Genomic DNA, 22,057 nt, shown 5'->3' with positions numbered 1-22,057 from the left:
CGCCTACCTTTCTGCGCCGGGAACGGTGACGCCGGTGGTCGCCGAGGCGACGAGATCGGGCGCTGGATCCTTCGATCCCGGTCTGCGGTTGCCGCGATCCTTGAACGATGGGAGCTTCTTGAGGAAGCCCCAGCGCGGGAGCAGGAGCGCGAGGATGACGAGCACTGCGGTGACCGCGCGCATGTCATTCGGGTTGAGGCCGACCGACAGTGCGAAGAACACGATGAGTCGGTAGAGCACTGAGCCGATGAGCACCGCGAGGCTCGCCATGAACAGGTTGCGCTGCCCGAGCACCGCCTGGCCGAGGATCACCGAAGCGAGGCCGACGAGGATGAGGCCGACGCCCATGCTGATGTCGGCGAAGCCCTGATACTGCGCGACGAGTGCGCCTGCGAGGGCAACGAGACCGTTCGAGAGGGAGAGGGTGAGGATCTTGGTGCCGTCGGTGCTCACACCGAAGCTGCGGATCATCTGCTCGTTGTTGCCGGTGGCCTGGATCGACAGCCCGAGGTCGGTCGACAGGAACCAGTCGACGATGAGCTTGAGGAGGAACAGGGCCACGGCGAAGACGAGTACCGCGATCCAGGTCTTGCCCATCCAGCCACTGTCGCGGAGCGGCGTCATGACGGTGTCTTCACGCAGCAATGGCACATTCGCTTTGCCCATGATGCGGAGGTTGATCGACCAGAGGGCGATCATCGTGAGGATACCGGCGAGGAGTCCGTCAATGCGGCCCTTCGTGTGGAGGAGACCGGTGACGGCCCCGGCCACGAGCCCGGCCGCGCCACCCGCGAGGGTGGCGAGGACCGGGCTCTGGCCCGAGGTGATGAGCGCAGCGGCAACCGCAGCTCCGGTGGTGAAGCTCCCGTCGACGGTCAGGTCGGGGAAGTTCAGCACCCGGAAGGTGAGGTAGACGCCGAGCGCCATGACTCCGTAGAGGAGCCCGAGTTCGATTGCTCCGATCATCGTTACTCGATGACGTTCGATGCGCGCTCAACGAGAGCCTGCGGCACCTCAACGCCGAGACGCTTTGCCGCTTCGAGGTTCACCGTGAGCTCGAGATCCTTCGAGGTTTCGACAGCCATCGTTGCGGGGTCGGCGCCTTCCTTGAGGATGCGCACTGCCATCTCGCCGGTCTGGTAGCCGAGCTTCTCGTAGTCGATGCCGAGGGTGACAACGGCACCGCCCTTCACATGCTCGGAGTCGGCGCCGACGACGAGTATGCCGCGATCCTCGGCAACGCCGATGATCGAACCGAGGCCGGCGATGACGAGGTTGTCGCTGGGGGTGTAGATCGCGTCGACGTCGCCCAGTGCCTCAGTGGCCTGCTTGAGCTCGTTCGCGTTCGTGACGGTCTGCTCGACGAGCTTCATGCCGCGCTCCTCGGCGGCCTTACGCGCCAGCTCGACCTGCACCTCGGAGTTCACTTCGCCGGAGCTGTAGACGACGCCGACGGTCTTCGCATCGGGGTTGATCTCGGTGATGAGGTCGATCTGGTCGGCGACGGGGTTCATGTCGCTCGTGCCGGTGACGTTGCCGCCCGGCTTCTTGTCCGACTTGACGAGGTCGGCGGCGACGGGGTCGGTGACGGCGGTGAAGAGCACCGGCACCTCGGTGATGTTCTGCATGGCGGCCTGTGCCGAGGGGGTGGCGACGGCGAGCACGAGGTCGGGGTTATCGTTCGCGAGCGTCTGGGCGATGGTCGTGGCGGTAGGCACTTCGCCGTTCGCATTCTGCTCGATGTACTTGATGTTCTCGCCCTCGGTGTAGCCCGCGTCTGCGAGGGCTGCCTTGAATCCCTTGACTGCGGCGTCGAGGGGCGGGGCCTGTACGAACTGGCTGATACCGACGGTGGTCTGCTCCGAGCCGGAGCCCTCGCCACCGGCGGGGGACGAGCAGGCGCTCAGCGCGAGCGTCGCGGTTGCGGCGAGACCGAGCAGAGCAAGTGCCTTGCGGTTGCGGGTGAATGCCATGGTGGAGTCCTCACTCGAGTTCCATATTGCGTGCCTCGGGCGGGATTGCGCCGAGGAAGATGGGGTCACACGACGCGATAGGACTGCGTCGTCCGATTGGTGTTGATGCTAGCTCCGAGGAGCCGATACGGCAAAGTTGCCATGAGAAAACTGGCGAGATGTAGCAACTAGCCCAGGACAACCCGGGTTTGGCTATACATTCTGTGCAATATTGCTCCGCGGATCGGCCGTCCCGCCGATCTGCGAAAGCTATGCATCAGCTCAGCGCTTCGACCACCGCGTCGTTCTCCGCGGGCGTTCCGATCGAGATCCGCACCCCCTCCCCGGGGAAGCAGCGCGCAGAGATCCCACGCGCACTCAGACGCTCGGCGACCGTTGCACTCGCAGCGCCGGCCGGCAGCCAAACGAAATTCGCCTGCGACGGGGTCACTGCGTGCCCGGCAGCGACCAGCCCTGCGGCGAGCCGCGCGCGCTCCGCGATCATCACGTCGATCCGCTCCTGGAGCTGCGCCTCAGCACGGAGCGAGCACACCGCCGCCTCCTGCGCGAGCCTGGTGACGGCGAACGGGATCGCCACCTTGCGAAGCGCCTCGGCAACCTCGGTCGGGGCGATCGCATACCCGACCCGCAGCCCGGCGAGCCCGTATGCCTTCGAGAAGGTGTGCAGCACCGCGACGTTCGGCCGGCGGCGGAACACCTCGACACCGTTCGGAGAATCAGGGGCGACGTCGAAGTGCACGTAAGCCTCGTCAATGACGACGAGCACGTCCTCAGGCACCGCTTCGAGGAACGCGTCGAGCTCATCTGCCGAGACGACGGTGCCCGTCGGGTTGTTCGGGTTGCACACAAAGATGAGTCGCGTGCGGTCGGTGATCGCAGCGGCCATCGCGGGGAGATCATGCCGCGCACCGGCGTCGAGGGGCACCTCGACGGGCACAGCGCCTGCAACGCGGGTGAGGATCGGGTAGGCCTCGAAGGATCGCCAGGCGAACATCACTTCGTCGCCTGGCGCCGTCATCGCGTGGATGAGCTGCGCCGCGACCTCTACGGAGCCAGCCCCGAGAACGATGTGCTCCGGCTCCACAGCGAAGCGCTCGGCGAGCGCCGCCGTGAGCTCGGGGGCGGCGATGCTCGGGTAGCGACTCACCGAATCGCCTACGATGCGCCCGAGGTGCTCGACGACCTCGGCAAGCGGCGGGTACGGGTTCTCATTCGAGGAGAGCTTCGCGCTCAGCCCGTCCGGGCCGACGGGTGCCGGCTTCCCGGCACGGTACGCGGCGATCTGTTCAAGCCCGGGACGGAATCCCAGGCGGGGTGCTGTGTGCGACGTCATCGGCGTTCACCTTTCGAAACGGGGCGTGTACTGCGATGTCGTCACCCTAGGAAGCAGGGCCGAAGCTCGTCAAACCGTCCATAAAATCAGCAACAAGCTGCTCAGAACGTATAGCGCTCCCGGGCTTGAATCGTACAGAATGTATATGTTGGGGCGATGGCCGCCCGACGGCACCAGCGGACGCGAAGGAGCACCGTGAGCATCGATCAGCTCGACGTGAAACTCATCACCCTCATCAGCAAAGAAGCAGGCATCTCAGTGGTCGAGTGCGCCAGACGCCTCGGCATCGCCCGCGCCACCGCCCAGGGACGCCTCGATCGACTCAGGCGTACGGGCGTCATCTCTTCGATGGCCCCGCACATCGATCCCGTGGCGATCGGCTACTCGATCCGCTGCTTCTGCTCACTCCAGATCAGGCAGTCCGTGGGGCATCAGCGCGTCGCCGAAAACCTCACCCAGATTCCCGAGCTCCTCGAACTCCACACCGCCACTGGAGACGCCGACATGATGGCCACGATCGTCTCGCGCTCGACGCAGGATCTGCAGCGCGTGCTCGACCTCATCTCCCGCACCGAAGGGGTCGTCAGGGTCTCTTCACGACTCGCGCTCGGCACCCACTTCGAGGGGCGCACACTCCCCCTCGTGGAAGCTGCCGCCGGCGAGGGGGCCCGGGCTGCCGATTCCGCTCGCGCGAGATGATCAGGCGACCCGAGCTCCGCTGAGCCGAGCGAGCGCTACACCAGCTCGCGGGTTTCGTGCAGCGTGCCGATGCGCTCGCCGCTCTCGAAATCGAAGAGGTGCACGCGGTCGGGCTGCGGCGAGACCGTAACGAGGTCGCCGGGATCTGCGTGGTCGCGGCCATCCACGCGCACCACCAGCGACACGCGCTCGCCCGCGAGCTCCGCGTCTCCGAACAGGTAGCCGTCAGCTCCCAGCTCCTCGATGAGGGTCGTCTTCACCGGGATTCCCTGGTCGCCGGCACCGCCGACCACCAGATCTTCGGGGCGCACACCGACGGTCACCCGGCCGCCGCTGATCTTTGCCCGCACGCTCTCCGCCACCGGCAGCACGGCGTTGCCGAGCAGCAGGCCGCGGTCATCGACCTCGACCGTGAACAGGTTCATCGCCGGGCTTCCGATGAAGCCGGCCACAAAGGTGTTCACCGGGTGGTCGAGCAGTTCACGCGGCGACCCCACCTGCTGCAGCACACCGAGCTTCATCACCGCGATGCGATCCCCCATCGTCAGCGCCTCAGTCTGATCGTGGGTCACGTACACGGTTGTGACGCCGAGCCGACGCTGCAACGTCGCGATGCGCGAACGGGTCTGCACGCGCAGCTTCGCGTCGAGGTTCGACAGCGGCTCGTCCATCAGGAACACCTTCGGGGCGCGCACGATCGCACGGCCCATCGCCACGCGCTGCCGTTGGCCGCCCGAGAGCGCCTTCGGTTTGCGATCGAGGTACTCGGTCAGGTCGAGTTGTTCGGCGACCTCCTCGACGCGCTTGCGCCGCTCCTCCTTGGAGACGCCCGCAATCTTCAGAGCGAAGCCCATGTTCTCCGCCACCGACATATGCGGGTACAGCGCATAGTTCTGAAACACCATCGCGATATCGCGATCCTTCGGGGAGACCTGCGTGACATCCTGCTCATCGATGAGGATGCGCCCCTCGGTGACCTCTTCGAGACCCGCGAGCATGCGCAGGGCCGTCGACTTGCCGCAGCCCGACGGACCCACGAGCACAAGAAACTCGCCGTCCTCGATGTCCAGATTCAAATGCGTCACCGCGGGCCGTTCCGTTCCCGGGTATTGCAGGGTCACGTCGTCGTACACGACTCTCGCCATTGAGGTTTCCTCTCGTTCCACCGGCAGGTACGTGCCGGACGATCCGTTGTGAAATCGAAGTCGTCGGCGCGGCAGCCGACGCTGCCAGTGTGGCAGAACCCCTCTGCATTGCCAAGGAGGGGCGGATCACGGGCCGCGTCTCGGCACGCGATCAATGCGGGAGGCGGATCGCGATCCGCACCACCTCCCCCGTGATCAGGCCGCCTGCCCGTACTCCCCCGACGCCACGATAACGGCCCGCGCGATCACCGCATCACGCATTATGAACCCCATTACCGCGGGAGTGGCCTGCGGGTCGAGGTCGATGTGCTCGACATTCAGCGCGTGCACCACGAACCAGTAGTGGTGCACGCCCGTACCCTCGGGCGGAGCCGCTCCGGTGAACACCGGCTGCCGATACTCGTTGGGCATCGCGAGAGCCCCCGCAGGCAGCAGCGCGCTACCTGCCGAGCCAGCACCCGCCGGCAGTCCCGTGACGCTCCCCGGGATATTCGCGACCGCCCAGTGCCAGAACCCAGACCCCGTCGGCGCATCGGGGTCGAAGCAGGTCACGGCAAAGCTGCGGGTCTCAGCGGGGAACCCCGACCAGCTCAGCTGCGGCGAACGGTTCGATCCGCCCGCTGACTCGGCGTACAATTCCGCCGGCAACGGTTCTCCGTCCTGGATATCGGCGCTCGTCACCGTGAAGCCGGGCACCTCCCGCATGCCGGCGTACGGGTTGATCGCGCCTCGACTCGGATTCTTCTGCGTCATCGCTGGAGCCTTCCTCGGTAGCTTCTTCGGGTGCCCGACGCGCCCAGCACGGCGCCGTGTGCGCCGCACTGCGATCGGCCGAATCGGATCCTCACCCAGCCTAGGCCCGAACCCACCGCTCCGCACAGCCCTCCCACGCCCGCGGATATACTGGGCCGGGACCAGATGGATCCGCGGCGGCGAAGCGAGGCGAGGCATGGCAAGTACCACAGGTTCTGAACGAGCCCGTGCCACACTCGCCTACCTGCGGCGCAAGATCACCACAGGCGAGTGGCCCGTTGGCAGCCGCATCCCCATCGAGCCCGAGCTCTCTGAGCAGACCGGCGTCGGCCGCTCCACAGTGCGCGAAGCCGTGCGTTCACTCGCCAGCATGGGCATGCTTGAAACGCTGCCGGGCCGCGGCACCTTCGTGCGTTCCTCGGCACCCACGAGCACCCTGCTGAACGAGTTCTTGAACGACTTCACGCTCGAAGAAATCCTCAGCTATCGCCGCGCACTCGAAATCGAGGCCGCGCAGCAGGCCGCACTGCACCGCACCGATGAAGACGTCGCCGCACTCGAGCAGGCGGCGGCCGAAGAAGTGGGCTGCACCCGCTGCCCCGTACTCGGCCTCGCCGCAGGATCAGACAACTCGGCCTTCGACAGCAAGTTCCACCGCCTCATCTTCGACTCGGCGAAGAACCGCCTGCTCGCCTCGCTCTACGCGGGCATCAACGATCAGCTGCGCACCCCCGAGCACCGCGGGCGTCTCGCCAATGTGGCCACGGGCGCCGAAATGGAACGCGACCACGCGCGCGTGCTCGACGCGATCCGCCGCCGCGACTTCATCGACGCCGTGCACGCCATGGTCGACCACGTCGACCACGACGTGGTGATCGTGAACGACCAGCACGAGGTCGTGCCGCCGCTGGCGCGCACCCCCGAGCAGCAGCAACGCATCAACGACGCGCGCGCCGCAGAAGACGCACGCGTCGAAGAGGGGGCGCGCACGACGCCCAGCACCACCACCGTCTAACCAAATGCGGCGGCACGCGCTCACGCGCGGAGCTGCCTAGACGGTGAGCTCGTGCTCCACGTAGACCCGCAGCGCATCGCGCACGAATTTCGCGCCCGCCGCGCCACCGTAGTTCGCGGCGAACCGCTCATCGGCCACATACATCTCTGCAAGACCGAGCACGTAGCCAGCGAGGTCGCCTCCGGCCTGGTGCGCCGGGGTGCCCGGGATGCCCTGAAGCCACTCGACGTGCCGGCGGGCCAGATCCTGGCCCGCCGGCGCGGCGGGATCCGCCCCACCCTCGGCGGCCGCAATCCAATCTCGGCCCAGCTGCTCCATTACGCCACGCCACTCGGCCCGGCCCGCGTCGCCAAGACCACGCCACCAGCTGTCGCTGCTCGCGTAGGCCTCCGCTCCCCAGCGCTGCTCGACTTCCTCACGGTAGCGAGTGTGATCGAAGCCGTCGAACATGTTCTCTGACATGAGATCCTCCTGTCCCTCTGTCTGCTCCAAAGCGGCATCGGCGGTTCGGGTAAGCGCCGCGATCGTGCGCTCAACCGATCCGATCTGCGCGTCGATCCGCCCCCGCTCCCGCAGCAGCAGATCGAGGTGCGTGTGCAGCACGCGCGCTTCTGCGGTCGCGGGATGCTCCCCGCCGCGCGCCTGCGCGTCCTGCGCCCGCAGTACCTCGCCGATGGCGTCGAGCCCGAGCCCGAGTTCGCGCAGCAGCAGCACCCGCTGCAAGCGCACGAGCGCGCGGTCATCGTAGTAGCGGTAGCCGTTGCTGCCGATGCGGCTCGGACGCACAAGCCCGATGCTGTCGTAGTGGCGCAGGGTGCGCGAGGTTGTGCCCGCGGCTCGCGCGATCTGCTGGATCGAATACTGCACGCTGCCCTCCGGAGATTCGGCCGAGTATCTCCCGGCTCACTCCCCACGCTAGATCTTGACGCTACGTCAAGGTCAAGCGCTTCGCTACGGCGAGCGTCACGCCATCGTGTCGAGGATCTCAGTGAGCTGCTCGAAGGTGGTCAGCGGGTTCACGATCGCGAAGCGTGTATTGGGGCGCCCCGCATGCGAACTCGGCACCACAAAAGCTCTCTGCTCGTCGAGCAGGCGATCCGACCACTGATCGTAGTCGGCGCGCTGCCAGCCATCGCGCTCGAACACCACCACCGACAGCTGCGGCTGGCGCACCAGGCGCAGACCCGGGCGGCGTTCGATCTCGTCGGCGATCCGCCTAGCAAGCGCGATCGAGTGCGTGACCGCCTCCCGGTAGGCTGCCGCGCCATAGGTGGCGAGCGAGAACCAGAGCGGCAAGCCGCGAGGCCGTCGAGTGAGCTGGATCGAATAGTCAGAGGGATCGTAGTGCGCCTGCTCGGTGAGCACGTCAAGGTATTCGGCGTGCTGGGTGTGCGCCTGCCTGCCCGTCTCGGGATCGCGGTAGATCAGCGCACACACGTCGTAGGGCGCGAAGAGCCACTTGTGCGGGTCGACGATCACCGACTCGGCGCGTTCGACGCCCGCGAAGTGCGGGCGACCGAGCGGCGAAAGCATCGCGGTGAGCCCGTAAGCACCGTCGACGTGCAGCCAGAAGTCGAAGTCGTCTTTCAGCGCGGCGATCCCCGCAATGTCATCAACCACGCCGAAATTCGTCGAACCTCCCGTAGCGACCACCGCGAAGACCCTGTCACCGTGCTCCGCAAGCGCCTCGCGCACCGCCTCCGCGCGCAGCACCCCATCAGCATCAGCCGACACCGGCACCACGTCAACATCCATCACCCGCGCAGCCGACTTGATCGAGGAATGCGCCTCAGCGCTGCACACCACCGCCCAACCGTTCTCGGGGCGCGCAGCCGAGCCGGCCGCTTCGCGCTTCGAGCGCGCATGGTCGCGGGCCGCGACCAGCGCAGACAGATTGCCGATCGTGCCGCCCTGCACGAAAACACCGCCGGCACCCTGCGGCAGCCCGAACTCGGCGGCGAGCCAGCCCAGCACCTCATTCTCGGCGTAGACCGCACCCGCGCCCTCCATCCACGATCCGCCGTAGAGCGCGCTCGCCGAGACCACCAGATCGAAGGCGATCGCAGCCTTCGAGGGGGCCGAAGGAATGAACGAAAGATACTGCGGGTGATCGGTCGTGATGCATGCCGGTGCGAGAATATGCTCGAACACCGACAGCGCCCGGCGGCTTCCCAAGCCCTCCTCACTGATGGTGGTGCCCGCCAGTCGACGCAGCTCCTTTGGGGAGACAGCATGGTCGAGCGGCGTATCAGTTGCGAGGATGCGGCGTCTGGAATAGTCGAGCACCAGATCGACAATGCCGCGGGTCTCATCCGAGACGGAGTGCATGCGCGCGTGGTCGGGCTGGTTCATGGTTCTCTGCCTCTCAGAAGTGGGTCGCTTCGGCGCGTGCGCCCGCGAGCGCTGCCCCGATGCCAGTGTCGCACAGCATCATGGCGCGCACGTAGCATGGACAGGTGAGCGAGCCCAAGATTCTGCTGTACTACGTTTTCGCACCCGTCACCGACCCAGAGGCGGTACGGCTGTGGCAGCGCGAACTCTGCGAGTCACTGGGACTGCGGGGGCGGATCATCATCTCTCCGCACGGCATCAACGGCACCGTGGGCGGCGAGCTCGACGCCTGCAAGCGCTACCTGCGGCGCACCCGCGAGTATGCGCCATTCGCAAATCTCGAACCCAAATGGAGCGAGGGCACCGGCTTCGACGACCCAGAACTGCGGTTCGACGCCGCCAGCCTCACGGGTAAGACGCGCCCGGCGCCGTGGCGTCGCATCACTGACTTCCCCAAACTGAGCGTCAAAGTGCGCGACGAGCTCGTCGCATTCGGCATCCCCGACGAACTGCGCGTCGATGCCTCCGGGGTGATCGGCGGCGGCACGCATCTCTCCCCGCAGGCGGTGAACGAACTCGTCGACGAGCGAGGCGACGAGGTGGTGTTCTTCGACGGCCGCAACGCCTGGGAGGCCGAGATCGGGCGCTTCAAGGGTGCCGTGGTGCCCGACGTCGAAACGACGCACGACTTCATCACCCAGATCGACAGCGGCGCCTACGACGACCTCAAGCACCGCCCCGTCGTCACCTACTGCACGGGCGGGATCCGCTGCGAGATCCTCTCAGCAGCGATGCGCGAACGGGGCTTCGAAGAGGTCTACCAAATCGACGGCGGCATCGTGCGCTACGGCGAAGCATTCGGCAACGACGGCCTGTGGGAGGGGTCGCTCGCCGTGTTCGACGGTCGTGAAGCACTCGATTTCGCTCCGGGGGCGGCGGTGCTCGGAAGCTGCGAGGTGTGCGGTGCAGCCTCCAACAGGCTGGCGAACTGCGCCGATGCGAGCTGCCGTGCACGCTTCGTGGCCTGCGACACCCACCCGGAAGCCACCTGCGCGGCGCACGCCTGACGGCTGCGCCCGCCGGCTCTACGCCGTCGACCCGCAGGGCCTCCGGCAAGCGAGCGAGTGGCTGAGCCCCTTCGAGCGCTTCTGGCGCGGCTCCTTCGCCGCACTCGGCACGGAGCTGGCCCGCGGCAAACGCGAACAGCGGATCGCCGCGCAGCACGACGACAACGCCAGATCCGCCACCACCAACCAAGCCCCCGGCAGGAACCCCAGCTCCGCGGCCGCCGGCAGCCCCCACAGGAAGGAGCGATCATGATCGATGTGAACTCGCAGGTCACCGCCGTCAGCCGCGAACTGCGCGACGAGGAGATCGACGGCACCCCCGCCCGCGTGCAGTCACTCAGCCAGGAGTACCCTGCCGCCATCGACGACGTGTGGGAGGCGGTCACGAACGCCGACCGGATCGCCCGCTGGTTCCTCCCCGTCTCAGGAGAGCTGCGCCTCGGCGGACGCTATCGACTCGGAACACAGGCCGCATCGCTGTCCCCCGCCGAGGCTCAGGCTTGGGCCTTCACCGACGAGGGACGCGCCTTCTACCGGGCCGCCGCAGACGGGTGGGGCACCGCACACGAGGCCGCGGGAGCTGACCCCGCAACGGCGGCGCGCGGCGCCGACGCCACCTACGGCTTCTACACCGGCCAGGCACCATCCGAGTAGAAGCAGGGCCCGCTACTCCACGCTGTGCAGGGCTGCGCCGACGATCCCCGAGTTCTGACGCAGCCGTGCCGGCACCAGATCGGCTCGCACCGAGATCAGCGGCAGGAACCGATCGGCCTTCCGGCTGATCCCGCCCCCCACGATGAAGAGGTCGGGCGAGAACAGCTGCTCGACGTGCGAGAAGTAGCGCTGCAGCCGCAGCCCCCACTCCTCGTAGCTCAAGCCTTCCCGCTCGCGAGCCGCAGCCGAGGCGCGTGACTCGGCAACCGCACCGTCGACCTCGAGATGCCCGAGCTCGGTGTTGGGCACCAACCGGCCATCGACGAAGAGCGCCGACCCGATCCCGGTTCCCAGCGTCAGCATCATCACCACGCCGTCGCGCCCGACGCCGGCCCCCAGACGCATCTCCGCGAGCCCCGCCGCATCGGCGTCGTTCAGCGACCGCACGGGTGCGTTCAGACGTTCAGCCAGGCGCTGCTCCAGGTGCTCACCCAGCCACTCGTCGTCGATGTTCGCCGCGGATCCGACGACCCCGTCCTTGACCACGCCCGGGAAGGCGCAGCCGACAGGGCCGCTCCAGCCGGTCTGCGCCACCACGGCAGCAGCCGTGTCGAGCACCGCCGCGACCGTCGCGGGCTGCGGCGTGTCGAGACGCACGCGCTCGCTCACCAGATCCCCGGACGCGAGATCGACGACCCCGCCCTTGATGCCCGTTCCGCCGATGTCTAATCCGAACGCAGTTCTCACCCGCATCTCCTCCCGGTCACCGCTTGCCTGCCCCAGATGCGGGGTGCGGCTCGGCACAGCCATCGTTGCACACGTCGCTCACCCCGACCAAAGAACGCCGTCCATTCCTGGCGAAGCGTGCCCGCTGCGCGAGCGCGCACGCTCGCACAGCCCGGAACGCAGCGGGGCCGCTCCGAGGATGATCCTCGGAGCGGCCCCACGGGGTGCGGACCGCGAACCGCCTACGCGGTCACCTTCCGGCCCCGGATCACCAGCGCCACCCCGCCAAGACCGAGCAGCGTGATCCCTGCCGCGATGAGGCCGCTGAGATCAGCGCCGGTCACCGCGAGCGGCGCCTTGTCGATCTCAACCACACCGGCATCCCAGGTGGGGTCGATGCCCTCGCTGGCGTCCACACCGTTCTCGTAGTTGCGGGTGAGCGCCTTGTTCGTGTCGTCGAGCACGAACTTCTTGCTCACACCCACGAGCGGGTTGCCGCCGGTGATCGCATCGGAGTCGCTTGCGGCGTCGCCAACATTCGGCTTCGTAAAGCGGTAGCGCTTGCCCTGCTCGTCGGTCAGGGTGAAGCGCACCTGGTAGGTGCCAGCATCGAGCATGTCGAACTTGTAGAAGCCGCGGGAATCGGTCTTCGTCGTTGCGACGACCTCGCCCCGGTCGTTCAGCAGTTCGACCTTCACTCCGGGCAGCACGGGCTCGCCCGCGTCCTGCTTGCCGTTCTTGTTGGTGTCGATCCAGGTGTAGTCGCCGACCGCGTACGACTTGGCGTAGGCATTCCACACGTCGTTGTCGGTCACCGTGGCACCGTTCACTTCACCGCGAGCGGTGACCGTTGCGGTGTCGCGGTGGCTCTGGCCGGCTTTCAGGCCGGGGAGCGTGCCCGAGCAGTCGAACTGCGTTGCAAGCTCCATCGGGCCGGCCCAGGTGGTGCCGGTGCTGCCATCGGGGAACTCGCAGACGAGATTCTGGATCTCGCCGGCACCAGCGGTCAGCGCATCGGAAACGGCGATGTCGACCAGGCGGTCGGGGCCGTTGTTCGACACGGTGAAGTTGACCTGCTGGGACTGGCCGCCAGCGAGCGCCTTCCCCTTGAAAGCGGCGGGGTCGTCGTAGTCGCCTGCGTAGCCATCGGCGATCAGTGCACCGTTCGCGTCGTACTCGGGGCCACTGCCGGGCCCTTCGTCATTCCACTTCTCGATGTCGATGCCGGGTGCGCCGATACCGTCGATCGTCGTCGTGGAAATCGGGGTGGTCAGCCCCTCGAGCTGCAGCGAGTTCACCACTTGCTGGCTGCCGTCGTTCACCTCGACGAGGAAGCGGAACGGAATCTTGCCCTGCACGGGGAAGCGCCCGCTCTTCTGCTCGATGGTCACCGTGTGCGTGGTGCTGTTGTAGCTCGCCTCGATGCCGCTCTTCGCAACCGGCCCTGGCACCGCGTCGCTGTTCTGCGGATCGCTCCACACCGCGGGATCATCACTCGTGATGAAGCCGATGAAGTTGACGTTGCTCGGCAACTTGTCGATCACCGTGGGAGCGTTCAAGGAGTTGTAGCTGCCGTGGCCGAGCAGCTCGACCTCGTAGGCGTAGCGGGGCTGGCTCAGCTTGCCGTTCTCGTACGCGACCTTCAGGAAGGGGCTCCACTTCTTGGAATCCCAGATGCGCTTGCGCGCTTCGAGCTCGTCGCCCCACGAGGTAGCGGAGGCGTTGTTCTCGGCCCAGTAGGCGGCTTCGTCGTCGGCACCGTACAGCGTGGCGACGTTTCGCACCTCAAGGGTTTCCCTGCCCTGCAGCACGCGCGTGCGCAGCACGAGATCGACAACGAGGTTCTGCCCAGCGGGCTGCGCCGCAACCTTGTCTTTGCCGCTCTGCGTGAGCGTGATCGTGAGATCGCCCTGCTTCGCGCTGAGCTTGTTCAGGCTGAGATTGAAGTCTGCGGCGTTCAGGTTCGCCCCGGAGTAAGATCCCGAAACCACCACATTGGGCGCGTGCAGGGTATCTGCCGCGACGTCGAACACCGACAGGTCGAGATGGTCGACCAGGTGCAGATCCTGCGCCACAATCCCGGCATTTGACGAGGTCTTCCCCGTCTTCACCGTGAAGCTGTAGGGGATGTTCGTCGCCTGGTCAGGCGTAGCCGAAAGCTCGCCCGCAGGGCCAGCCTTCGTGAACGCGTCGGAGTCATTGAGACCCGGGGTGCGGTCCTGGGGCAACTTGATCGGCCGCACATCGGCGTCGCGCGTCACGGCACCTGACGAATCGGAGTAGGTGAAGCTCGCCGCATTGCGGAAGCGGTAGGCCGTGGCGCCCGCGACGTTGGTGGTGCCGTTCACGATGAGACCCGCACCGTTGCCCGTCGTCGGATCGGCCAACCGGTTCAGCTGCGCGTTCACGAGGATGCCGACGTTCGTGTCCTTGTTCTTGCCGACGTTGACGCGCAGGGTCTGACCGTCGACGCAGTAGCGGCCGATATTAGCGTCGCTGGCGATGGTGGCCGCGTCGCAGGTGCCGGTCGCGAGGGTCAGCGATGAGAAGTCGGGGCTGGTCGAACCACTCGCGAGCGAGACGACGCCGGAGCCCGTCTTCCAGCTGGCCTGAGCCGGCAGCGTGTCGGTGATGACCACGTTGCGGTTCAGGGTGTAGTACGAGTTGCTGCCATCCCAGGTGCTCAGCTTCGCGGTGAGCCGGTATGAGATGTCGACGGGCGCGGGCAGGATGTTGCCGGCGACGTCGGTGGCGAGCTCACGCTTCCAGCTGCCGCCCTCAACAGTCTTATCGAAGACACCGTCGCAGCTCGGGCAGGGGCCCGGCACCGTGCCGCGGATCTGAATGCTCGCAGTGTCGGTGCGCGAATCCGGCCCGAAGGTGGCGGTGTTCGTCTTGGTGATGCCGTAGCTGCCCGGCGCCTTCGGATCGGTGCGCCCGTTGTAGGCTGCGGCGAGTTCGGTCTGATAGGCAGCGACGTCGACGATGCGCGCCGCATAGGTCACGGTGAGCTTGGCGGGGCCCGTCAGCGGGATCGTGCCCGCGAAGGAGTTGTCGCCCGCCTGCACCGTGGGGGCGAAGGTCGGGTTGGTGACCACACCGGCGGCCGCGCCGCCGACACCGCCGGGCGCGTACTGCGTGAGCGTCGCGGTGGCCGCGACGCTGCCGCCCGCACCCGCGACCCCGCTCGCACCGACGTACTGCATGCCAGCCGGCAGCTGGTCGCGGATGGAGTAGTTGGGGTAGCTCTGCCCGTCAGGGATGTTAACGGTGAGCGTGTAGGTGATGTTCTCGTTCGCAATCGCGGGATCGAGGGAGTCGAACACGTAATCACCGTTGCCGTCACGCACCTGCTTGACGAAACGGTCAAGATTGCCGGCCGACACCGCCTTGTCGACGGTATCGGGCACCACGATCGGCGGCACCTCATCGCGGTCGCGCACGTTGATTGTGAGGGTCTGGTCTTCGCCGCCGATCGTCCAAGTGATGGGGCGCGGGCCCGAACCGTTGACATTGGCGAGCGCGAACTTGAGACCGAAGTCGCCGCCGATGATGCCGGCCGGCCAATTCTCCTCGTTGTGGAAGGTGATGCGCACGGTGTCGCCGCCCACGAGCTCGAACTTCTCGATGCCCGAGGTGCCCGCCGGCAGCGGGGTGCCGAGGGTGGCGTTGGGGCCGAGCTTGAAGTCGATCGCCTGCCCCTTCGCGAGTTCCGAATAGGCGACCTCAAGCGTGAGCACCGTGCCCTCGTCGAGCTGAGCGCCGTCGGCCACAGGGTTTCCGTTGCTGGCGACGATCGTCGCCCCGGTGATACCTGCTGGCAGCGCCAGGGCGGCCGTGCCACCGACAGACAACAAGCCGATGCTCATCGCGAGCGCCGCGATCACGGAGACCGCCCGCTTCCACCGGCTCTGACGCCGGGATCCTTCTCGGGATCCAGCGAACCCCAAATTCAACGACACTTTGTATCCTCCCCCGAAGATGTGTAGCGGAATCTCCGCCAGTAAGAAACGCATACCGAACGCACGTCAGTAGCCAACGAATCAGCTAACCGACGCGTAGACGGTACAGGCCTCGCTCAATCTACAGCCTATGCACCACTGCAACGGACGTCTCCGTCACGCGCAGCCTTTCACCCGCGAATTCACCCGTGATTTCACCCGTAAATTCACCAGATGACACCTTACCTAAAAAACGAGTGCCGCCTCGGAGTTCTGCTCCGAGGCGGCACTTGAGCGTGGACGCTACCGGCTATTCACTCGCTGCGCTTCGGCGACGCACCACCAGCAGCGTGCCACCCAGTGCGAGCAGCGCGAGCGCTGCCGCGACGAAGCCGCCGATATCGGTTCCCGTCGCCACGAGGCTAGCGGCCCCGCCCGGCACCTCGATCACACCGGCATCCCAGGTGGGATCGATGCCCTCGCTCGCCTCATACCCGTTCGGGTAGTCGCGGGTGAGTGCGGGGTTCGAGTCGTCGAGCACGAAACGTTTGCTCAAGCCCACGAATGGGTTGGTACCCGTAATCGCATCGGAGTCGAGCGCCGCATCGCCGGCGTTCGGCTTCGTGAAGCTGTAGCGCTTGCCCTGCTCAGCAGTCAGCGTGAACCGCAGCTGATACCTGCCTGCAGCAAGGTTGTCGAACTTGTAGAAGCCGCTGGCATTCGTCTTCGTGGTCGCGACAACCGCGCCGAGCTCGTCGAGCAGTTCGACCTGCACGCCCGGCAACACAGGCTCGCCCGAATCCTGCATCCCGTTCTTATTGATGTCGATCCAGGTGTAGTCGCCCACCGCATACGACTTGGCGTGCACGCTCAAGGTGTCGGTGTCGTAGACCGGGGCGGGATTGACCTCGCCGCGGGCCGCAACAGTGACGGTGTCGGTGTGCTGCTGGCCAGGCTGCAGCGCGGGAATGGTGCCGGAGCACTCGAAACGCTGAGCCGGCAGCAGGGGGCCTGCCCAGCTCGTGCCCGTGCTCGCGTCGGGGAACACGCAGGCGAGGTCGGTGACCGCGCCGGCACCCGAGGTGAGGGCGTCGGAAACCACGATGTCGCGCAGGTTGTCGGTGCTGTCGTTCGACACCGTGAACTTCACAGCCTGCGGTTTGCCTGCCGCAATGCCCTTCGTGACATCGAGATCATAGTCACCGGCGTAGCCGTCGTTCGTCACCGAACCATCGGTGCCATACGCGGGGCCGCTGCCGGCACCCTCATCGATCCACTTCTCGACATCGATACCGGGCTGAGCGCCGGCAACAACAGTCTCGCTCTTCGCGACACCGTAGCTGTTCCAGGCAAGGCTGTTCGCAACCTGCTTGGCATTGGCATTGACCTCGACCATCAGCAGGAACGGCACCGTCGCGCCGCGCTGGTACCAGGTGCCCTTCGGCTTGGAAACGCGCACCTGATGCGTCGCAGCGTCGTAGCTCGCCGCGAGTCGGTTCTTCGTCTGCGTCGGCACCGTCGGCGTGTTCGGGTTGCTCCACTGAGCCGGGTCAGTGCTCGTCACGAAGCCCTTGAAATCGACGTAGGGCGCGAGCTGATCCACCACATTGATGACCGCATCATCTGTGAAGTTGTTGAACGACTTGAACTCGATCTGGTAGACGTAGCGCGACTGCACCACATTGCCCTGATCATCGGTGAGCGCCTTCAACGATCGCTGCCATACCCCGTTCTGCCCGTCCCAGACGCGCTTCGTCACGGTAATCTCAGATCCGTACGAGTTGGCCTCCGCCTGCACCTCTGACCAGTAGTCAGCAAGACCATCAGTGCCGAAGAGGATTGCCTTGTTCGGGATGCTCAGGCTCTCCTTGCCGTTCAGCTTGCGCGTCTGCAGGGTGAGGTCGATCGTCAGACGACCACCCGGGGCGCGCTTCGACACCTCCTCTTTGCCTGCCTCAGACATGCGGATCACCAGATCACCGGCCGCGTTGAGACTCAAGACGAAATCGCTCTGAGTGAGCGCTCGTGCACCCGAATAGCTCGCGTTCTTGATCTGCACTGCGGGGGCCGTGAGCTGGTCCGCTTTGAGTTCGAAGAAGCGCTTGTCGAGGTTGTCGACCAGGTTGAGGTCAGCCGCTGGAGCGGTCTTGTCGGTGTAGATCGTGAAGCGGTAGTCGATCAGCGCCTGACCGTTCGGCTGCACACGCACCGTGCTCCCTGACGCAAGCTGCTTGCGGAACGCGCTGCTGTCCTTGAGGCCGTCAGTGGAGGGCTCGGGCAACTGCACCGGGTAGCTGTCGACACTGTCAGTCTTGTCGTAGCTGACGCCGGGGAACCAGCGGAACTTCGCCTCGTTTCGAAGCGCGTAGGCGGTGCCGCCCGACACACTCGTCGATCCGCTCTTTGGCAGTCCGGCGACGGTGGTGAGCGCAGCGAGCGCCTTCACAGTCACCCGCGTGCCCTTGTTCGCACCTACGTTGACCAGCAGTGTCTGGCCGTCGACGCAGTAGCTGCCGATGTTGGCATCGATCTCGATGTCGGCGATGGTGCAGGCACCCGTGAACTTGGTCAGCGAGGTGAACTCGGGCGAGGAACCATCGAAGGTGATGAAGCTCGGGTTTGCGGTGCTCCAGCTCGCCTGACTGGGCAGCACATCGGAGATCACCGCATTGCGCTGCAGCTCGAATGCCGGGTTCGGCAGGCCGTCGACGCCGTTGCGGGCATCCCACTGGCTGAGGTCAGCCTTGAACCGGTACTCGATGCGCGCACGATCCGCGGGCGAGACGATGTTGCCCGCAGCATCGGTGACGAACTCGCGCTGCGCGCTGGCCCAGTCGTCGCTCTTATCGAAGGCTGTATTGCCAAGTCCGTCGCACACGGTGAGGCAAGGGCCATCGATGCGTCCGGTGATCTCGGTCGATGCCTTGCGTTCTGTAGTGCCGGAGGGGGTGACGAACTTCGCGGTGTTCTCGAGCGCCAGCTTGAACTCGCCGTACTCGGCGTTCTCGGGGTCGAGCGCACGCTGCTGCAGACGGGTGAGGATCGGGCCACGGTCGGTGATCCGCGCCTGGTACGCGATGGCCACCTTCGCGGGGCCGTTGATTGTGAGCTGCCCAGTGAAAGAACGGTCGTCGTTCCCCACCTCAGCAGCGAAGCCACTGAGCGCCGTGATCGGGGTGGGGTTGAGCCCGTTGGCGTCCCACTGCGTGCCGGTGATCGCGACAGGCACTTCCTGGCCCGCCCAGAGTTCGTCACCGTTCGAGTCGACGTACTGCATGCCCTCGGGGAGCACATCCTCGATGTCGATCACACGGTTGACCGCGCCGTTGGGCACGTCGACGGTGAGTTTGTAGCTGATGAGTTTGCTCTCGATCTCGGGCTTCAGCGCTTCAACGCGCTGCCAGCCGTTGCCGTCCTGCTCGTAGTCGATCATGTCGGTGAGGGCGCCCGAGGTCGTGGACTTGCCAAAGCTCTCGTTCACGGTTTCGGGCTTCGGGGGCACCGGCGCCGTCGGATCCGCGATTTCAACATCGACGGACACCACCTCGGTGCCGACCTCCCAAGAGAGCGGTACCGTGCCGGGGCCGGCGTCGGCGTTCAGGGTGAATTCGAGCAGGAAGACACCGGCGGTGACATCGGGCCACGCTTCGGGGTCACCCTCCTCGCCGTCGCCCCTGAACTCCACGCGCAGTACATCACCGACCATCGTGAAAGACTTCACCGCGTCGTTCTTCAGCGCCGCGGGGTTGCCGATCGTGGCGTTGGGGCCGAGCTTGAAGTCAACGGTCTTGCCCTTCGCACCCATGTCGTAGCTGACGCGCAGGTACATTTTGTCGCCGCGCTTCGCGGGAGCACCGGGCTGCACCGGCGCAACCTCGGAGGTCGTGCTGTTGCTGGTGACGATGTAGGCCTGAGTGATGCCGGTGGGCAGTTCGGCATGCGCGGCGGATCCGCCCACTGCGAGCAGCCCCACGCTCATGGCGAGCGCGGTCAGCGCTGCCAAGCCGCGCCGCAAGCGGCCCGTGCTCCGGCTTCGTTCTGGGGATCTCCCGATCCCGGTTCTCGACGACAACTCGTACCTCCCCGATACTCGTCGGCGGAGTCTCCGCCGATGACGCGGAGCGGGCAGGCGCAGCACCATCGGGCGAACCGTTCCCCACGCACGCCCGGGTTTCACGCATCGAGAACCCGCTCAACCCTTCACGCTATTGAAGGGATCGGGTCACGCATTCCAGAACAGGATGTATTTCACCTGTTAATTCACCCTGTGCGGCTTGTGCGGCAGCTGCGGGTGAACACCTCACCTGTCGGCACGTATACCGCCGAGGTCGGCTACCAGATACTGACGCGCTCCTCGGGGTCGAGCCACAGGCCATCACCCGGCTGGGTGCCAAATGCCTCATGAAACGCAGCCAGGTTGCGCACGATCTGGTTGCAGCGGAACTCATTCGGCGAGTGCGGATCGATGGTGAGCAGGCGCACGGTCTCTTCAGGGCGCGACTTCTGCTGCCACGCCTGCGCCCACGCCAGGAAGAACCGCTCAGCACCGGTGAGGCCGTCGATCACCGGGGGCTGCTCGCCGCCCAGCGAACGCAGGTAGGCCTTCCAAGCGATCTCAAGGCCGGACAGGTCGCCGATATTCTCGCCGATCGTGAGCTCGCCATTGACGGTCTGGCCGTCGGCACCCTCGGGCGAGAGCGCGTTGTACTGGCCGATGAGGGCAGCCGTCAAACGCTCGAACGCCGCGCGATCTTCTTCGGTCCACCAGTCGGTCAGACGGCCATCACCGTCATAACGCGAACCTTGATCATCGAAGCCGTGCCCAATCTCGTGGCCGATTACGGCACCGATCGCACCGAAGTTGACGGCAGCATCCCATGACGCGTCGAAGAACGGCGGCTGCAGGATCGCCGCGGGGAACACGATCTCGTTGAACCCGGGGTTGTAATACGCGTTGACGGTCTGCGGTGTCATGAACCATTCGTCACGGTCGATGGGCTTGCCGACCTTGCCGAGCTCGCGCACGAACTCCATCTCGGCGACGCGACGCGAGTTGCCCAGCAGGTCGCCCGAGTCGGCAGCAAGCGCCGAATAGTCGCGCCACTTCACCGGGTAGCCGATCTTCGGGGTGAAGCTGTCAAGTTTGGCGAGCGCGCGCTGTCGCGTCTCGGGCCCCATCCATGTGAGCTGCTGAATCGACTCGCGGTACGCCTCGATGAGGTGCCCCACGAGTGCGTCCATCGCGGCCTTCGAGTTCTCATCGAAGTGCCGCTCGACGTAGAGACGCCCCACGGCTTCACCCATCGCACCTTCGACGAAGGAGACTCCGCGACGCCAACGCTCGCGCTGCTCGGGCGCCCCCGTGAGGGCGGTGCCGTAGAAGTCGAAGTTGGCCCGGGAGAGCTGCTGCGTGAGCAGGGATGCGGATCCGCGCACGATCGCCCACAGCAACCACGCGCGCCATGCTTCGAGTTCATCTTCGACAAGCAGCTCGGCGAGGCCCGCAAGCGCCTCGGGCTGCGCGGCGACGACCTCGGCAAAGGCCTCTTCTGGCGCACCCATAGCGGCGAGGTATGCGCGCCAGTCAAGCTGCGGAGTGATCTGCTGCAGGCCCTCGAAGGTGCGCAGATTGTAGAGCTTTTGAATGTCGCGGCTGGCGACCTTGTCCCAGTGCGACGCGGCGATGCGACGCTCGAGATCGTAGGCGAGTTGCGCGAGGCGCTCGGCCTCAGCACCCTCAGCCACACCGGCGAGATCGAGCATGCGGGCGATGTGCTCGCGGTACTGCTCGCGGATCGCGGCGAACTGCTCTTCGCGGTAGTAGGACTCGTCGGGCAGACCGAGCCCGCCCTGCATCACGAACACGATGTAGCGGGCCGGGTCGCCGGGGTCGTTGTCGACGAACATGCCATAGAAGCCGGCCACACCCTGCCGCTCCAGCTCGGCCACTACCGAGATCAGCTCAGGGATCGACGCAACCGCGCGCGCCTTTGCGACGTCTCCCACGATGGGCTCGGCGCCGAGGCTGTCGGCCCGCTCTGTATCCATGAAACTGGCGTAGAGCGCTGCCACTTTGTCGGCCTCGCGATCCGCACCCCCCGTGATCAGACCGGGCGCAGGGGCCTCTGTGCCGGTGATGATGTCTCGCACGGCTTCTTCGGCGTTCTCGGCCAGCACCGCGAACGACCCGTAGCGCGCCTTATCTGAGGGGATCTCGGTGCGGTCGATCCACTTGCCGTTGACGTGGCGGAAGAGATCGTCTTGCGGTCGCACCGCAGGGTCGAGTTCGGCGAGGTCGATGCCGGAAGTGTGCGGAGCGGGAGCTGCGTCGGTCATGCCGACAGCCTATCGAGGACGTCTGACATGCAAGGTGCAAAAGATTCTGACCGAAACTTCACCTGTCATCCACTCGTGTCAACT

General features: G+C 66.1%; 15 protein-coding genes. 4 read left to right on the top strand and 11 right to left on the bottom strand.

Annotated features, from left to right (window positions below):
• Positions 1-3 precede the first annotated feature (3 nt).
• From WFL22_RS08225 to hisC, 3 genes are all read right to left on the bottom strand, one after another.
• On the bottom strand, positions 4-966 hold the full coding sequence (locus WFL22_RS08225; protein ID WP_336652381.1) for an ABC transporter permease: 963 nt from the start codon (positions 964-966) through the stop codon (positions 4-6).
• A 2-nt stretch (positions 967-968) separates the two neighbouring features.
• A complete protein-coding gene (locus WFL22_RS08220) occupies positions 969-1,973 on the bottom strand; it encodes an ABC transporter substrate-binding protein (RefSeq protein ID WP_336652382.1) in 1,005 nt (334 codons plus the stop codon).
• 256 nt (positions 1,974-2,229) lie between these two features.
• Positions 2,230-3,306 (bottom strand): histidinol-phosphate transaminase, encoded by a 1,077-nt coding sequence (hisC, locus tag WFL22_RS08215; protein ID WP_336992225.1) that lies wholly within the window; start codon positions 3,304-3,306, stop codon positions 2,230-2,232.
• A gap of 195 nt (positions 3,307-3,501) precedes the next feature.
• Between hisC and WFL22_RS08210 the strand changes: the two genes are divergently transcribed.
• The gene (locus WFL22_RS08210) at positions 3,502-4,005 is read left to right on the top strand and encodes an Lrp/AsnC family transcriptional regulator (RefSeq protein WP_336652384.1); all 504 of its coding nucleotides are present in this window, start codon (positions 3,502-3,504) and stop codon (positions 4,003-4,005) included.
• 35 nt (positions 4,006-4,040) lie between these two features.
• Here the strand turns inward: WFL22_RS08210 and WFL22_RS08205 are convergent, their stop codons facing one another.
• Together WFL22_RS08205 and WFL22_RS08200 are read right to left on the bottom strand one after the other, a co-directional pair.
• On the bottom strand, positions 4,041-5,150 hold the full coding sequence (locus WFL22_RS08205; protein WP_336992221.1) for an ABC transporter ATP-binding protein: 1,110 nt from the start codon (positions 5,148-5,150) through the stop codon (positions 4,041-4,043).
• A 195-nt stretch (positions 5,151-5,345) separates the two neighbouring features.
• Positions 5,346-5,903, bottom strand: a complete 558-nt coding sequence (locus tag WFL22_RS08200; protein WP_336992219.1) for a YbhB/YbcL family Raf kinase inhibitor-like protein — start codon at positions 5,901-5,903, stop codon at positions 5,346-5,348.
• 196 nt (positions 5,904-6,099) lie between these two features.
• Between WFL22_RS08200 and WFL22_RS08195 the strand changes: the two genes are divergently transcribed.
• Complete coding sequence (locus WFL22_RS08195) at positions 6,100-6,918, top strand: FadR/GntR family transcriptional regulator (RefSeq protein WP_336992217.1); 819 nt, start codon at positions 6,100-6,102, stop codon at positions 6,916-6,918.
• 36 nt (positions 6,919-6,954) lie between these two features.
• Here WFL22_RS08195 and WFL22_RS08190 read toward each other — a convergent pair whose 3' ends face one another.
• The gene (locus WFL22_RS08190; protein ID WP_336992216.1) at positions 6,955-7,785 is read right to left on the bottom strand and encodes a MerR family transcriptional regulator; all 831 of its coding nucleotides are present in this window, start codon (positions 7,783-7,785) and stop codon (positions 6,955-6,957) included.
• Positions 7,786-7,881: 96 nt separating this feature from the next.
• Entirely contained in the window at positions 7,882-9,270 is a 1,389-nt protein-coding gene (locus WFL22_RS08185; RefSeq protein WP_336652389.1) for a pyridoxal phosphate-dependent decarboxylase family protein, read from the bottom strand.
• A 104-nt stretch (positions 9,271-9,374) separates the two neighbouring features.
• Here WFL22_RS08185 and WFL22_RS08180 point away from each other — a divergent pair, with 104 nt between their 5' ends.
• Together WFL22_RS08180 and WFL22_RS08175 are read left to right on the top strand one after the other, a co-directional pair.
• The gene (locus WFL22_RS08180; protein ID WP_336992214.1) at positions 9,375-10,316 is read left to right on the top strand and encodes a tRNA uridine(34) hydroxylase; all 942 of its coding nucleotides are present in this window, start codon (positions 9,375-9,377) and stop codon (positions 10,314-10,316) included.
• 249 nt (positions 10,317-10,565) lie between these two features.
• Complete coding sequence (locus WFL22_RS08175; protein WP_336992212.1) at positions 10,566-10,970, top strand: SRPBCC domain-containing protein; 405 nt, start codon at positions 10,566-10,568, stop codon at positions 10,968-10,970.
• Between the two features lie 12 nt (positions 10,971-10,982).
• Here WFL22_RS08175 and ppgK read toward each other — a convergent pair whose 3' ends face one another.
• The 4 genes from ppgK to WFL22_RS08155 form a co-directional block, all read right to left on the bottom strand.
• Positions 10,983-11,723: a polyphosphate--glucose phosphotransferase gene (gene ppgK, locus WFL22_RS08170; protein ID WP_336992397.1), complete on the bottom strand. Its 741-nt coding sequence runs from the start codon at positions 11,721-11,723 to the stop codon at positions 10,983-10,985.
• Positions 11,724-11,938: 215 nt separating this feature from the next.
• Positions 11,939-15,658 (bottom strand): SdrD B-like domain-containing protein, encoded by a 3,720-nt coding sequence (locus WFL22_RS08165; RefSeq protein ID WP_336992210.1) that lies wholly within the window; start codon positions 15,656-15,658, stop codon positions 11,939-11,941.
• A gap of 289 nt (positions 15,659-15,947) precedes the next feature.
• Positions 15,948-19,640: an SdrD B-like domain-containing protein gene (locus WFL22_RS08160; RefSeq protein ID WP_336992208.1), complete on the bottom strand. Its 3,693-nt coding sequence runs from the start codon at positions 19,638-19,640 to the stop codon at positions 15,948-15,950.
• Between the two features lie 329 nt (positions 19,641-19,969).
• Positions 19,970-21,973 carry a M13 family metallopeptidase gene (locus WFL22_RS08155; RefSeq protein ID WP_336652393.1) on the bottom strand — a complete coding sequence of 668 codons (2,004 nt, stop codon included), beginning with the start codon at positions 21,971-21,973 and terminating at the stop codon, positions 19,970-19,972.
• Positions 21,974-22,057: the final 84 nt, after the last annotated feature.

This window comes from Leucobacter sp. VD1 (genome assembly GCF_037150695.1).
Taxonomy (GTDB): domain Bacteria; phylum Actinomycetota; class Actinomycetes; order Actinomycetales; family Microbacteriaceae; genus Leucobacter.
This window is presented reverse-complemented; position numbering and strand designations above follow the sequence as displayed.

What these genes read in the sequence shown, in the direction of transcription:
- WFL22_RS08220 (WP_336652382.1), bottom strand. Translation starts at nt 1,973, where the DNA reads ATGGCATTCACCCGCAACCGCAAGGCACTTGCTCTGCTCGGTCTCGCC.
- WFL22_RS08200 (WP_336992219.1), bottom strand. Translation starts at nt 5,903, where the DNA reads ATGACGCAGAAGAATCCGAGTCGAGGCGCGATCAACCCGTACGCCGGC.
- WFL22_RS08155 (WP_336652393.1), bottom strand. Translation starts at nt 21,973, where the DNA reads ATGACCGACGCAGCTCCCGCTCCGCACACTTCCGGCATCGACCTCGCC.
- hisC (WP_336992225.1), bottom strand. Translation starts at nt 3,306, where the DNA reads ATGACGTCGCACACAGCACCCCGCCTGGGATTCCGTCCCGGGCTTGAA.
- WFL22_RS08225 (WP_336652381.1), bottom strand. Translation starts at nt 966, where the DNA reads ATGATCGGAGCAATCGAACTCGGGCTCCTCTACGGAGTCATGGCGCTC.
- WFL22_RS08195 (WP_336992217.1), top strand. Translation starts at nt 6,100, where the DNA reads ATGGCAAGTACCACAGGTTCTGAACGAGCCCGTGCCACACTCGCCTAC.
- WFL22_RS08175 (WP_336992212.1), top strand. Translation starts at nt 10,566, where the DNA reads ATGATCGATGTGAACTCGCAGGTCACCGCCGTCAGCCGCGAACTGCGC.
- WFL22_RS08185 (WP_336652389.1), bottom strand. Translation starts at nt 9,270, where the DNA reads ATGAACCAGCCCGACCACGCGCGCATGCACTCCGTCTCGGATGAGACC.
- WFL22_RS08205 (WP_336992221.1), bottom strand. Translation starts at nt 5,150, where the DNA reads ATGGCGAGAGTCGTGTACGACGACGTGACCCTGCAATACCCGGGAACG.
- ppgK (WP_336992397.1), bottom strand. Translation starts at nt 11,723, where the DNA reads ATGCGGGTGAGAACTGCGTTCGGATTAGACATCGGCGGAACGGGCATC.